The 14,038-nt window shown below is 59.3% G+C and carries 12 protein-coding genes; 3 read left to right on the top strand and 9 right to left on the bottom strand.

Translation table 11 applies throughout. The annotated features are described in order from the left end of the window. Both AC1DRN_RS01785 and AC1DRN_RS01780 read left to right on the top strand, forming a co-directional pair. Complete coding sequence (locus AC1DRN_RS01785; RefSeq protein WP_223460842.1) at positions 1–813, top strand: YfaP family protein; 813 nt, start codon at positions 1–3, stop codon at positions 811–813. 147 nt (positions 814–960) lie between these two features. Beyond that, the gene (locus AC1DRN_RS01780; protein ID WP_223460845.1) at positions 961–1,974 is read left to right on the top strand and encodes a PDDEXK nuclease domain-containing protein; all 1,014 of its coding nucleotides are present in this window, start codon (positions 961–963) and stop codon (positions 1,972–1,974) included. A gap of 305 nt (positions 1,975–2,279) precedes the next feature. Here the strand turns inward: AC1DRN_RS01780 and AC1DRN_RS01775 are convergent, their stop codons facing one another. The 9 genes from AC1DRN_RS01775 to exaC all read right to left on the bottom strand — a co-directional run bounded on the left by AC1DRN_RS01775 (position 2,280) and on the right by exaC (position 11,760). Further along, entirely contained in the window at positions 2,280–3,026 is a 747-nt protein-coding gene (locus tag AC1DRN_RS01775) for a S24 family peptidase (protein ID WP_223460847.1), read from the bottom strand. Between the two features lie 230 nt (positions 3,027–3,256). After that, complete coding sequence (ppa, locus tag AC1DRN_RS01770; RefSeq protein ID WP_007894323.1) at positions 3,257–3,784, bottom strand: inorganic diphosphatase; 528 nt, start codon at positions 3,782–3,784, stop codon at positions 3,257–3,259. 113 nt (positions 3,785–3,897) lie between these two features. Continuing rightward, positions 3,898–4,710, bottom strand: a complete 813-nt coding sequence (locus tag AC1DRN_RS01765) for a M90 family metallopeptidase (protein ID WP_223460849.1) — start codon at positions 4,708–4,710, stop codon at positions 3,898–3,900. 4 nt (positions 4,711–4,714) lie between these two features. After that, on the bottom strand, positions 4,715–5,371 hold the full coding sequence (locus AC1DRN_RS01760; protein WP_046041661.1) for a DedA family protein: 657 nt from the start codon (positions 5,369–5,371) through the stop codon (positions 4,715–4,717). A gap of 225 nt (positions 5,372–5,596) precedes the next feature. Then, the gene (locus AC1DRN_RS01755; protein ID WP_223460852.1) at positions 5,597–6,058 is read right to left on the bottom strand and encodes a GNAT family N-acetyltransferase; all 462 of its coding nucleotides are present in this window, start codon (positions 6,056–6,058) and stop codon (positions 5,597–5,599) included. A gap of 114 nt (positions 6,059–6,172) precedes the next feature. After that, entirely contained in the window at positions 6,173–6,997 is an 825-nt protein-coding gene (gene eutC, locus AC1DRN_RS01750) for an ethanolamine ammonia-lyase subunit EutC (protein ID WP_223460854.1), read from the bottom strand. A gap of 8 nt (positions 6,998–7,005) precedes the next feature. Beyond that, positions 7,006–8,400 carry an ethanolamine ammonia-lyase subunit EutB gene (locus AC1DRN_RS01745; RefSeq protein WP_223460857.1) on the bottom strand — a complete coding sequence of 465 codons (1,395 nt, stop codon included), beginning with the start codon at positions 8,398–8,400 and terminating at the stop codon, positions 7,006–7,008. A gap of 194 nt (positions 8,401–8,594) precedes the next feature. Next, positions 8,595–9,968: an ethanolamine permease gene (gene eat / locus AC1DRN_RS01740; RefSeq protein ID WP_223460858.1), complete on the bottom strand. Its 1,374-nt coding sequence runs from the start codon at positions 9,966–9,968 to the stop codon at positions 8,595–8,597. A 271-nt stretch (positions 9,969–10,239) separates the two neighbouring features. After that, on the bottom strand, positions 10,240–11,760 hold the full coding sequence (exaC, locus tag AC1DRN_RS01735) for an acetaldehyde dehydrogenase ExaC (RefSeq protein ID WP_477786613.1): 1,521 nt from the start codon (positions 11,758–11,760) through the stop codon (positions 10,240–10,242). A gap of 299 nt (positions 11,761–12,059) precedes the next feature. On the opposite strand from exaC, the gene AC1DRN_RS01730 reads away from it, so the two are divergent. After that, positions 12,060–13,973, top strand: a complete 1,914-nt coding sequence (locus AC1DRN_RS01730; RefSeq protein WP_223460863.1) for a sigma-54-dependent Fis family transcriptional regulator — start codon at positions 12,060–12,062, stop codon at positions 13,971–13,973. Positions 13,974–14,038: the final 65 nt, after the last annotated feature.

Below are 14,038 nucleotides of genomic sequence, written 5' to 3'. Positions count from 1 at the left end.
ATGAAACTCCGTTATCCACAGGTCTTGCTGTTTATCTGTTCGCTGGTGGCGTTGCCATCGGTGATGGCGGCGGACAGCGTCAGACTCGATACCCCCGCAGGCGGTTGGCGCGCCGGCGCGCCTGAGGGCGAAGGGGAAAACTTCAGGCAGACCGTCAACTATCCGGCCTCGTCGGTGAACACCCCGGCAGGGCAGGCCAACACCGCTCGCATCAGTGGGCAGATCAAAGCCACGCCAAAATCCACAGAGCCCGGCCGGCTGATCGTCAACGGGGTGAGCATGCCGCTGAAAATCGACCCGGCCGGCCGCTTCGATCGCCCGTTCTCGTTCCCCAACGGCAGCAACAGCGTCGAGGTTCGCAGCCCTGATGGCCAACAACGTCACCGCACGCAGTTTCTCAACAGCAGCGGCGGTGCGACCCCGGCCAAATTGCGCGTTTTGCTGTCCTGGGACAGCGACAACACCGACCTCGACCTGCACCTGATCACCCCCGACGGCGCGCACATCTGGTACGGCGACCGCGTCGCCCCCAACGGCGCTGCGCTCGACGTCGACGTCACCACTGGCTACGGCCCGGAAATCTTCGCCATGCCCGCACCGATCAAGGGCCAATATCTGGTCTACGTGAACTACTTCGGCGGCGGGTACAGCAGTGATGAAGAGGGGCAGGAAGACGCGGTGCAAGCGCTGACCACGGCGCAGGTGACGGTGATTACCGAGGAAGGAACGCCGAGCGAGAAGATGGAGACGTTCCTGGTGCCGATGCGTGCGGTGGGGGAGTTGACGTTGGTGAAGGGGTTCAGCTATCCGTGAGGTTGAGGTGTAACTTGCGCAGGCTTTGCACACGGCGAGGTGGAGGCCTATTAGCGTTGTTTCATGCAGAAATACATTGTGAATGTTCCTGCATCGGCATCAGGAGTAATTGAAAGGGCCCTCCAACTGACATGGAAATGCCCTGACGTGAATGACCTTCCTGGCAATACCTCCCTCGATTCAGCTTTCAGCGAAATTACCCAACTGATTGTGACCGCGCGACAACGCGCTATGCAGGCGGTCAACACAGAGCTGATTGAGCTGCACTGGCAGGTTGGGGCCTACATCAGTTGCAAAATTGAAGCGGCGGAGTGGGGTGATGGAGTCGTTGCCCAGTTGGCTATGCACCTTGAGCGTACACAGCCTGGACTGCGTGGGTTTACGCGACGAAATCTATTTCGAATGCGCCAGTTCTATGAGGCGTACAGGGGTGATGAAAAAGTGTCAGCACTGCTGACACAATTACCCTGGACCCAGAATCTGATCATCCTCAACCAGAGCAAACACCCGGAGGAGCGTGAGTTTTACCTGCGCATGACAATCCAGGAGAAGTGGTCGAGCCGCGAACTGGAGCGGCAGTTCAAGGCCGCTCTGTTTGAACGTTCAGTGGTCAGCCCGGCAAAAGTCTCAGCACCGCTGAGACAAATTCATCCCCAAGCCCTGGAGGTGTTCAAGGATGCCTACGTGGTCGAGTTTCTGGCTCTGGAGCGTGGTCATGCAGAGACAGATTTGCACGGAGGCCTGCTGCATAAGCTCAGGGATTTTCTGATCGAACTGGGCAGGGACTTCTGCTTTGTGGGTTCGCAATATCCGTTGCAGGTAGGTGGGCGTGACTTTGCGCTGGATCTGTTGTTTTTCCACCGTGGGCTGAACTGCCTGGTGGCGATCGAACTCAAGGTCGGGCGCTTTGAACCGGAATACCTGGGGAAGATGGATTTTTATCTTGAAGCGTTGGACCGCAATGTCCGCAAGCCACACGAAAACCCGGCGCTCGGCGTATTGCTGTGCGCGAGCAAAGAGGACGAAATCGTCGAGTACGCCCTGAACCGCTCACTGTCGCCTGCCTTGATCGCGGAGTACCACACCCAATTGCCAGACAAGAAATTGTTGCAAGCCAAACTGCAGGAGTTTTATGCGCTGAATATTGAAGGCGTTGAGTGATTTTTGTCGTTGATCATTTTCTTTCAGGCATTAAAAAGCCGGCTTGTGGCCGGCTTCTCGGGGACTGGCTTGGATCATTTTTGGTAAACCGCGCCAGCCTTCAAAACGTACACCCGGATCTTGCGTCCGGCTGTGGGACCTGGTGAGAAAGTCATCTGTCAGGTCAGTGCATCTGGGCCGCGGGGCGGGTCGATGCGTAAATGTGGGGCGCAGCATACGCAGGTTTGAGGGAAATTCCCAGCGGGAAGTGCCGGGCAGAGCCATCGGCCACCCGGGTGGGTGGCCGATGGCTGTTCTGGGATGCCTTAAAGAAATGGCACCGCCGGCCGTCGTTTGTTCAGGGTCGACCACCAGAACACCCAACCCAGCACCCTGATGTTCTGCTCTTCGATTTGTGCGGCCCTGAAGATTTCGTCCGGGTATTCGGCGCGGTTGTGGCTGCGCAGTCGCAGGGAATTGCCCGGTAGACGGTGCAGGTACTTGATGCGCAGCATGCCGTCATGTTCGATGGCGTAGATCTCGCCATCGACAATCTGGGTCAGGCCACGGTCAATCGCCAGGGTCGAACCGTCTTCGATTTTTTCCCCCATGCTATTGCCGCTCATAAGGGCGCAGATAGCGTCGGCGTGGTTGATTTCCAGGGAATCGAGGTGGCTGCGGGGCAGGCGGATGGATTTCTCGGGGTCTTCTATGACGTGGGTTTTGTTGGAACCCGGGGCGGTGACAGCTTCCTTGAGGAATGGCAGTTCGACGTCGACAGGCTCGATGACCGTGTAGACACCGCGGATGGTTTGGGCATCGAAGGTGTTGCCGGATTCGTCGAGCAGGCGCAGGTGCTGGGCATCTTTCGAGCCTTCGCCGGTTTTCAGCCAGTCGCTGCTGACGGAGAGTTTTCTGGCGACTTCTTCCATGCAATGGGCGGGCACACCGCGGGTGTACCAGTTATGTACATTTTGCGGAGCCGTATCCAGGAATTCGGCAAATCCTGTGGTCGTGATGTTCGCTGCTGCAAGGAGCGCTTTAAAGCGTGGGCCGCTAGTGTTCTTTTTCATGAACGCGAGTCTACTGACGGCTAACCAGGGTTTGAATAAACACCTCGTTCAAATTTCGCGGGTAATTTACGACCGGATGTAAGACATTCTTGGGGGGAGTTAAACAAGCAAAAACCATTGGACGGTCTGTTTAAACGATGTGTTTGGCGTGCTTATCAAGCGCCCACAAAAAAACCCGGATCTCCCGGGGTTTTTTGTGGGCGCTTGCAGCTGAAAGCCTGCAGCCGGACTTAGCCTTTATAGGCAGCAACCGACTTGGTGATCGCGTCGCGGGCGGCGTCTGCGCCGGCCCAGCCTTCGATCTTCACCCATTTGCCTTTTTCGAGATCTTTGTAGTTCGCGAAGAAGTGCTCGATCTGCTGGATCAGCAGCGCTGGCAGGTCGGTGTATTCCTTCACGTCGACGTACAGCTGGGACAGCTTGTCGTGTGGGACTGCGATGACCTTGGCATCGCCGCCGCCATCGTCGGTCATGTTCAGGATGCCGACCGGACGCGCGCGGATCACCGAACCTGGAGCAACCGGGTAAGGGGTTACGACCAGCACGTCGAGGGGATCACCGTCGTCAGCCAGGGTGTTCGGGATGTAACCGTAGTTGGCCGGGTAGAACATTGGGGTGGCCATGAAACGGTCAACGAACAGGCAATCGCTGTCTTTGTCGATTTCGTATTTGATCGGCGCGTGGTTGGCCGGAATCTCGATCGCGACGTAGATGTCGTTCGGCAGGTCTTTGCCAGCCGGAATCTTGCTGTAGCTCATTGGGCGTTGCCCCCGTTAGTTGACCAGAAATACTTGGCCGGATTGACCAAAAAGTGGCGGCGATTATAGGCATATTCCTGGATCGACGCCACGCACCAGAAGTCGTATGGCGCTCACTGGTGTGCCTGATAGACAGGGTCATGCGCCTTTAGTTGCTTCAACCTCGCCAGCGGGTCCTGGCGATAGAACAACTTCAGCTGCTGGTACACCTGTGGATAAGCCTTGTGCAGCAAATCCGGGGCGCTGAAGAAGTATTCGCTGGTGACGGCGAAGAACTCGGCAGGGTTTTCGGCGGCATACGGGTCGATGGCAGTTTTGGCATCGGGATTGCGTTCCAGTTGCCGGTCGAGGTCGTCGTAGGCCTTTTGCATGACGCTGGCCCAGTCGCTGACCCGCATGTCCGGGTGCAACGGCGGCAAGCCGTTGGCGACGCCATTGAGCATGTCGAGTTTGTGCGCCAGTTCGTGGATGACCAGGTTGTAGCCTTCCCAGCCTCCGCTGGCCATTACGCCCGGCCAGGCAAGGATGATCGGGCCTTGCTGCCACGCTTCACCGCTGTGCTCACCCACCCATTCGTGCTCGACGCCGCCGACATCGCGATGGCGCTGGGGGCTGAGGAAGTCGTCGGGGTAGAGAATGATTTCGTGGAAGCCCTGATACCAGTTCAGGTCGCCGAGGTTCAGCAGCGGCAGTTGCGCCTGGGCCGCGAGCAGCAAGCGTTGCTCCTGATGCAGTTCGACACCGGGCAGGGCGGTCAGATGCTTGTCTTCGAGGAACAGCACGCAGGCTTCGCGCAGCCATTGGTCTTCGGCGGCACTGATGCCATCGAGAAAACTCAGGTGATGGCGCACCCGTTGCCACATGTCATCGGCAATCGGGTGCCTGGCCAGGGTGCGCCGGCGACGCCAGGCGCTCAGGGACCACATCGTGTCATCGCGATTCGGCTTTGGAGCTCGAACCCGCAAGGCGGTTACGCACCATGCCAATGATCATCGGCACCAGCGAGAGCAGGATGATGCCGACTACCAGCAGCGACAGGTTCTTCTTGATGAACGGCACGTTGCCGAAGAAGTAACCGAGGGTCACCAGCCCGCCGACCCACAAAACAGTGCCGAAGACACTGAAGGCGAAGAAACGCGGATAAGGCATTTTCCCGACACCGGCGACGAACGGTGCAAAGGTGCGGATGATCGGCAGGAAACGCGCCAGGGTCACGGTTTTGCCGCCATGTTTGTCGTAGAAATCGTGGGTTTGTTGCAGGTAATCGCGGCGGAAAATCTTCGAATTCGGATTGCTGAACAGTTTTTCACCCGCCGTTCGTCCGATGATGTAGTTGGTGCTGTCACCCAGAATCGCCGCGAGCATAAGCAGGCCGCCGAGCAGTACCGGGTCCATGCCGCCACCGGCCGCCACGGCGCCGGCAATGAACAGCAGGGAGTCGCCCGGCAGGAAGGGCATGACCACCAGACCGGTTTCACAGAAGATCACCATAAACAGGATGGCGTAGATCCATGCCCCGTAGTTGGTTACAAGCATGTCGAGGTAGACGTCGAGATGCAGGACGATGTCGATCGGGTTGAAATCCATGGAAAGCACCTGTGGTAATGGCCCGACTCAGCAGGCCTGTGCGGATGACTTCGCGTAAGACTACGGATAAGGGTAGTTTTTCTTACAAGCCGGGGAGTTCGGGATTATACGAGGCGAGAGGTGAAAATCGCGTCGAGATTGTAGCGGGGAATGTCATGACAAGACCGATGGCTTGATACCGAACCCGTGGGAGCGAGCCGGCTCGCTCCCACAGGTGCAGGTGATTCAGAGTTCGTCGCTGATCGGCAGCACATAGTTCTTGAATTCGGTGTCTTCCTTGAATCCGATGGACTCATAGGTTTTCTGCGCGACTTCGTTGTTGCTGCTGGTGGAAACACGCATGCGCACGGCATTGGTTTCCTTGGCCATTTTTTTTGCGGTGCGGATCAGGTTGTCGGCCACCAACTGGCGGCGGGCATCCTCGGCGACATAAATATCGTTGAGGATCCACACGCGTTTGAGCGAAAGCGAGGAGAAGCTCGGGTATAGCTGGCAGAAACCCATCAGTCTGTTGCTGTCGTCATCGGACAGCGCCAGGTAGATCACCGACTCCTTGCGGCGCAGGCGCTTTTCGAGGAACGCCCGGGACGAGTCCGGATACGGCAGGGAACCATAAAACTCGCGATATTTGACGAACAACGGGGTCAGCAGGTCCAGGTGTTCGAGGGTCGCTTGAATAATCCGCATGGTAGGTCTCGTCTTCAAGTGGCTGTCTTACGTCTCTGACGGCGATGGGAAACCCTTGGCGGCCGTGCCACGATCCTGCCTGAAACTGGTACGAATGTGCAACGCGCAAGCGGTTCAGGCATTCGGCGGGCCAAGCAGGAAATTACCTTTCATGTCGGCTTGCGCGTCCGACTCCAGTGTCTGAACCTGCGCTTCATCCTTCAGATTGACCCCTGACAACTGCCGCCGGCAGGCTTCGCGCATCAAATAAAGCAAACGGTGTGCCGCCATGCCGTAACTCAGGCCTTCAAGCCGCACGTTGGAGATGCAATTACGGTAGGCATCGGTAAGGCCGATCTTGGGATTGTAGGTGAAATATAAACCCAGGCTATCCGGGGAGCTCAGGCCAGGGCGTTCGCCGATGAGGATCACGGTCATTTTCGCTCCGAGCAATTCACCGATTTCGTCAGCGACCGCCACGCGCCCCTGTTCCACCAAAATCACCGGCGCTACCGTCCAGCCTTGCGCTGCAATCTGTTCTTCGAGGCGCGCCAGAAAGGGCAGGGTATGGCGATGAACGGCCAGTGCCGACAGGCCGTCAGCGATCACTATCACCAAATCGACCCCGCCAGGATGCGCCGAAGCGTATTCACGCAAGGTCTTTGCCGATGCGTCACTCAGTTTTCGTCCCAGGTCCGGGCGTTGCAGGTAACTGTTGCGGTCGATCGCTGCGCTGTGCAGTACAAGGCTTTCGTGTCCGCGTTCGGCCAGTTGTGAGCTGAGTGCCGCATGATCGAACGGCAAGTGCACCGCATCCCGCGCCTGAGCATGGGCGTATTGGAAGTCCAGTTGTGCGCGAGTGGGAATGCTGGTGCCGGTTCGGCCCAGGGCAATTCGCGCCGGTGTCAGGCGTCGCAGTTCCAGCCATGGATTGTGGGGATCGAAGGGTAGTTTATCCATGTCAGTTTTCATCCCAGTTGCGCCAATGCCTGGCGAAAGGCCGGCGGCAGGCTGTTGCCAAACAGAACCCGGCCGTCCGCCTGGGTGAAGATGCCCATTTTCGCCAGCCACTGCTCGAACTCCGGCGCGGGCTTCAACCCCAGGGTCTGCCGGGCGTAGAGCGCATCGTGGAACGAGGTGGTCTGGTAGTTGAGCATGATGTCGTCGGAGCCGGGGATACCCATGATGAAGTTGATCCCGGCGACGCCCAGCAGGGTCAGCAGGGTGTCCATATCGTCCTGGTCGGCTTCGGCGTGGTTGGTGTAGCAGATGTCGCAACCCATGGGCACGCCCAAAAGCTTGCCGCAGAAGTGGTCTTCCAGGCCGGCGCGGATGATCTGTTTGCCGTTGTACAGGTATTCCGGGCCGATGAAACCGACGACGGTGTTGACCAGGAACGGGTTGAAATGACGCGCGACGGCGTAGGCCCGGGTTTCGCAGGTTTGTTGATCGACGCCATGGTGGGCGTTGGCCGACAGGGCGCTGCCCTGACCGGTTTCGAAGTACATCAGGTTCTGGCCCAGCGTACCGCGATTCAGACTCAAACCGGCGTCATGGCCCTCCCTCAATATACTCAGGTTAATGCCGAAACTGGCGTTGGCCGCTTCGGTGCCGGCGATCGACTGGAACACCAGATCCAGCGGGACGCCGCGATTGACCGCTTCGATCGACGTGGTGACATGGGTCAGCACACAAGCCTGGGTCGGGATTTCGTAGCGCTGGATGATCGCGTCGAGCATCTCCAGCATGGCGCAAATCGAAGCGATGCTGTCGGTGGCGGGGTTGATGCCGATCATTGCGTCGCCATTACCGTGCAGCAGACCGTCGAGAATGCTTGCGGCGATACCGGCCGGTTCGTCGGTGGGGTGGTTCGGTTGCAGGCGTGTGGACAGTCGACCGCGCAGGCCCAGGGTGCCGCGAAACTGTGTAACCACGCGGATTTTTTGCGCCACCAGTACCAGATCCTGCACACGCATGATCTTCGACACGGCGGCGGCCATTTCCGGAGTCAGGCCGGGGGCCAGGGCGCGCAGGACCTGTTCGTCGGCGGCATCGCTGAGCAGCCAGTCGCGAAAGCCGCCGACGGTGAGGTGGCTGACGACCGCGAAGGCTTGTTTGTCATGGGTGTCGATGATCAGGCGGGTGACTTCATCGGATTCGTAGGGGATCAGCGCTTCCTGCAGGAAGTGGCTTAGCGGCGTGTCGGCCAAAGCCATCTGTGCCGCGACACGCTCGCCGTCATTGAGGGCCGCGACGCCGGCCAGAAAATCCCCGGAGCGCGCCGGGCTGGCCTTGGCCATCACATCCTTGAGGCTGTCGAAGCGGTAAGTCTGGGCGCCGACGGTATGGGCATATACGGCCATGGGGCGGGGCCTCCTGATCAATTCAAAAATTCGATGCGCTGTTCTGTGGGAGCGAGCTTGCTCGCGATAGCAGTCTTGCATCCGCCACATGTGCTGACTGACACACCGCCTTCGCGAGCAAGCCCGCTCCCACAAGGGAATTGCATGCACTTCAATAATGCAGGCACCAGGCTCGCGGCCCGGTGCCGGTGCATTTAGATACCTTCGAGCATAGCGTCTGCCGGTGCCTCGGAACGTTGCTTGGCGGTCAACTGGAAGTACAGGTAACCGGCAACCATGAAACCGAGGAAAACCAGGCCGATCACGGTGTTGAACCAGGCCATCGCCACCAGGCACACCACCGCCAGAAACAGCGCGATCCCCGGTACGATCGGATAGCCCGGGGCGCGGAAGGTGCGTTCCAGGTTCGGTTCGGTTTTACGCAGTTTGAACAGGCTCAGCATACTGATGATGTACATCACGATGGCGCCGAATACCGACATGGTGATCATTGCCGCCGTCAGGGTCATGCCTTGCAGGTTGACCAGACCGTCGCTGTAGATCGCCGCGATGCCGATCACACCGCCGGCCAGAATTGCCCGGTGCGGAGTCTGGAAGCGCGAGAGTTTGGCCAGGCCTTTGGGCAGGTAACCGGCGCGAGCCAGGGCGAAGAACTGCCGTGAATAGCCAAGAATGATCCCGTGAAAGCTCGCCACCAGGCCGAACAAACCGATCCACACCAGCATGTGCATCCAGGACGAATTGTTGCCGACCACGGCTTTCATCGCCTGAGGCAACGGATCGTTGATGTTCGACAGTTGACGCCAGTCGCCGACACCACCGGCCATCACCATCACGCCGATGGCCAGGAACACCAGGGTCAAAATGCCGCTGACATAGGCTTTGGGGATGGTGCGTTTCGGGTCCTTGGCTTCTTCGGCGGCCATGGCTGCACCTTCGATCGCGAGAAAGAACCAGATCGCGAAGGGAATGGCGGCGAAAATACCGGGAATCGAGCCCATCGTGAATTCATTGGCACCCGACCAGCCATTGAGTACAAAGTTGCTGAAGCTGAAGCCCGGGGCGACCACGCCCATGAACACCAGCAGTTCAGCGACCGCCAGCACAGTGACCACCAACTCGAAGGTGGCGGCGATGCTGACGCCGAGGATGTTCAGGCCCATGAACACGAAATAGGCGCCAACGGCGGCGATCTTCGGGTCCAGTTCCGGGTATTGCACGTTGAGGTAGGCGCCGATGGCCATGGCGATGGCCGGTGGTGCAAAGACGAATTCGATCAGGGTGGCGATGCCGGCGATCAACCCGCCTTTTTCGCCAAAGGCCCGGCGGCTATAGGCAAACGGCCCGCCAGCGTGGGGAATCGCAGTCGTCAGTTCGGTGAAGCTGAAAATGAAGCAGGTGTACATCGTCGCCACCATCAGTGCGGTGACGAGAAAACCCAGTGTGCCTGCGGTGCCCCAGCCGTAACTCCAGCCGAAGTACTCGCCGGAAATCACCAGGCCGACGGCAATGCCCCATAGATGCAGGGTGCCGAGTGTAGGTTTGAGCTGTGTGGAAGAAGTAGTCATAAGTCCTCTCTATTTTTTATTGTTCGATCTTTTGGACTTTCGGGTGCGACGGGTTGGGTGCAAATCCTGAATGATGGGTAGGCAAGGCCCGTGCCAGAGCGGCCAGGCCTTGGGTGTTGAGTCATTTAGGACGCCATCGCGAGCAAGCTCGCTCCCACAGGGTTGTGGGTAAATCCACTTTTTGAGGCTTACTCAAATCAGTGTGGGAGCGAGCTTGCTCGCGATGGCTGCTTGAAGGGCGACACAGAAATATCTGTGTCGCCCCCGGTTTTTAGAAGAAGCCCAGCGGATTGATGTCGTAGCTCACCAGCAGGTTTTTGGTCTGTTGGTAGTGGTCGAGCATCATCTTGTGGGTTTCACGACCGACGCCGRACTTCTTGTAGCCACCGAACGCGGCGTGCGCCGGGTACAGGTGGTAGCAGTTGGTCCACACACGACCGGCCTTGATGGCGCGGCCCATGCGGTAGGCGCGGTTGATGTCGCGGGTCCAGAGGCCGGCACCCAGGCCGAACTCGGTGTCGTTGGCGATGGCCAGGGCTTCGGCTTCGTCCTTGAAGGTGGTGATGCTCACCACCGGGCCGAAGATTTCTTCCTGGAACACACGCATTTTGTTGGTGCCCTTGAGCAGGGTCGGCTGGATGTAATATCCGCTTGCCAGGTTGCCCTCGAGTTTTTCCACTTTGCCGCCGGTCAGCAGCTCGGCGCCTTCGCCCTTGGCGATTTCCAGGTACGAAAGGATTTTATCGAATTGCTGCTCGGACGCCTGGGCGCCGACCATGGTCTCGGTGTCCAGCGGGTCGCCACGTTTGATTTGCAGGACCTTCTTCATCACCACTTGCATGAACTCGTCGTAGATCGACTCTTGCACCAGCGCACGGGAAGGGCAGGTGCAGACTTCGCCCTGGTTGAAAAATGCCAGCACCAGGCCTTCGGCGGCTTTCTCGATGAAGGACGGTTCGGCCTTCATGATGTCTTCGAAGAAAATGTTTGGCGACTTGCCGCCCAGCTCCACAGTGGACGGAATGATGTTTTCCGCTGCGCATTTCATGATGTGCGAGCCGACCGGGGTCGAGCCGGTAAAGGCAATCTTGGCGATGCGTTTGCTGGTGGCCAGCGCTTCGCCGGCCTCTTTGCCGAAGCCTTGCACAATGTTCAGCACGCCCGGTGGCAGCAGGTCGCCGATCAGTTCGACCAGCACGGTAATGCCCAGCGGGGTTTGCTCGGCAGGCTTGAGCACCACGCAGTTGCCGGCGGCCAGGGCCGGGGCGAGTTTCCAGGCGGCCATCAGGATCGGGAAGTTCCACGGAATGATCTGCCCGACCACGCCCAGCGGTTCATGGATGTGATAGGCCACGGTGTTGCCGTCGATTTCGGCAGCGCTGCCTTCCTGGGCACGGATGCAACCGGCGAAGTAGCGAAAGTGGTCGGCGGCCAGCGGGATGTCGGCGTTAAGCGTTTCGCGCACGGCTTTGCCGTTGTCCCAGGATTCGGTGATTGCCAGCAGTTCGAGGTTCTGTTCGATGCGGTCGGCGATTTTCAGCAGCACCAGCGAGCGCGCCTGGGCGGACGTGGCACCCCACGCGTCGGCAGCGGCGTGGGCAGCGTCCAGGGCCTTGTCGATGTCTTCGGCCGTGGAACGGGGGAATTCGGCAATCGGTTGGCCATTCACTGGCGAGGTATTGGTGAAGTACTGACCTTTGACAGGCGCGACGAACTCGCCGCCGATGTAGTTACCGTATTTGGCTTTGAACGAAACGATAGCGCCTTCAGTACCGGGGTGAGCGTAACGCATAGTGGTTTCTCCTTGCTTTTGTGCTTATAGGGAGTCGCGCATGTGCGCTTGCTTTAAGCGTAGAGCAAGGGTCGGGCCAGTGCGCTGCAGCTCAGGCAAATCAAGGCCTTGCGCATTTTTTGTCGGACGGATGGAGCATGCCTGTGACGCTTGCGGTACAGCCGGCGTGACACTTTGTACCGTTTCTGGCACAACCTGTGACTGGGTAGTCTTGCAAGCATTGCAATGCAGGCCAGGCTGGAGGATGCTCGGCATCACCTCATGCACGGGACGCCGAGCCCCGGGGAGAATAACAAGAAATGCACGACAACCATTTGAGTCGCCATGCCCAGCAAGTATTGACCGTGACCCAGGGCAAGGCCCACCTGCACGGTCCCGGCAGCGATCCGTCCATCGCCCGTTCCTGGCTGCGCTGCCTTGAGGACTATCACCTCGATCCGGCCTTGAGCATCGCGCCGACGGTGCTGGAACATGGTCGCGTCCTGGAAAGCCGCGAACGCTTGCAGCAAGTGCTGCACATTGCCGGCAATGAAATGACCAGCCTGCACCAGCAGCTCTCCGGTGCCGGCCATGCGGTATTGCTGACCGACGCCCGCGGCGTGATCCTCAATTGCGTCACTGCGCCCGCCGAGCGGCAGATTTTCGAGCGTGCCGGACTCTGGCTCGGCGCCGACTGGAGCGAAGCCTGTGAAGGCACCAACGGCATCGGCACCTGCCTGGTGGAGCGTCAGTCGCTGACCATTCATCAGGACGAACACTTTCGCGGCCGCCACACCGGCCTGACCTGTTCGGCGAGCCCGGTCTTCGATCCTCATGGCGAACTGCTGGCGGTGCTCGACGTGTCGTCGGCGCGCCGTGATGCCTCAAGGCAAAGTCAGTTCCACACCATGGCGCTGGTCAATCTGTCGGCGAAGATGATCGAGAGCTGCTACTTCCTGCGCTGCTTCGACAATCAATGGTTGCTGCGTTTTCATTTGCAGGCCGAGTCTGTCGGTTTGTTCAGTGAAGGGTTGCTGGCATTCGACGGAGAAGGGCGCATTTGCGCGGTGAACCAGAGTGCGCTGAACCTGCTGGGACATATTCGCGGCGGCTTGTTGGGTAAGTCGGTTGAGGCGTTTTTCGATTGTTCGCTCGATGAGTTGCTCGGTCGCGCGAGCACTAATGCCGCCGCCAGTTGGCCCTTGCGCACCCGTGATGGTCGCAAGTTGTTCGCGGTATTGCGTGGTGAGGCGAGGCGGTCGCTGCCAACTCCGGTGATGCCTGCTCTCAAGGTTGCGCAGGCGCCGCGACTGTCGGGTATTTGCCTGGATGACGCAGCGTTGCAGGCGGATTTCCGCAAGGCCCTGCGCGTGTACGAGCGCGACGTGCCGCTGCTGATCAATGGCGAAACCGGCTCCGGCAAGGAAGCTTTCGCCAAAGCCGTGCACCACGCCAGCCAGCGGGCGGAAAAAGCCTTTGTCGCCCTCAATTGCGCGGCCATTCCCGAAAGCCTGATCGAAAGCGAACTGTTCGGATATCGCGGCGGCAGCTTTACCGGTGCGCGCAAGGAAGGCATGCGCGGCAAGTTGCAACAGGCTGATGGCGGGACCTTGTTCCTCGATGAAATCGGTGACATGCCACTGGCCCTGCAGACGCGATTGCTCAGAGTGCTGGAGGACCGGCAAGTGGTGCCGATCGGTGGCGAGCCGGAAGCGGTGAATGTGCGGATCATCAGTGCCACCCACCGCAACTTGCTGGATCGCGTGGAGGACGGCAGCTTCCGCGAGGATTTGTATTACCGCCTCAACGGGCTGGAAGTCGCATTGCCGCCGTTGCGCGAGCGTAGCGACAAATCCCGGTTGCTCGACTTTTTGCTGGCCGAGGAGGCGGGCGCGGAAACGGTGTTGATCGACGGACCGGCGCGGGAGGCCTTATTGGGATTCGCTTGGCCGGGCAACGTGCGGCAGTTGCGTAATGTGCTGCGTACGTTGGCGGCACTGTGTGAAGACGGGCGGATCGGCCTGGAGGATTTGCCGGCAATGATTCGCCAGGCGCGGCCGGTGGTGTCGACGATTGAAGAGGCGTCGGAGCATCCGCTGGAAGATGCCGAGCGGCTGGCGTTGCTCGCGGCGCTGGAGCAGGCGCGGTGGCATATGACGCATACGGCGGAGCAGTTGGGGGTCAGTCGAAATACCCTCTATCGGAAGCTGCGTAAACATGGGATTGCCCGATAAAAGCTTTTGTAGCGAGGGAGCAAGCTCCCTCGCCACAATGACCACAGCGAATCTCAGCTAAAGAG

It is taken from the genome of Pseudomonas sp. P5_B3, from assembly GCF_056400405.1.
This window is presented reverse-complemented; position numbering and strand designations above follow the sequence as displayed.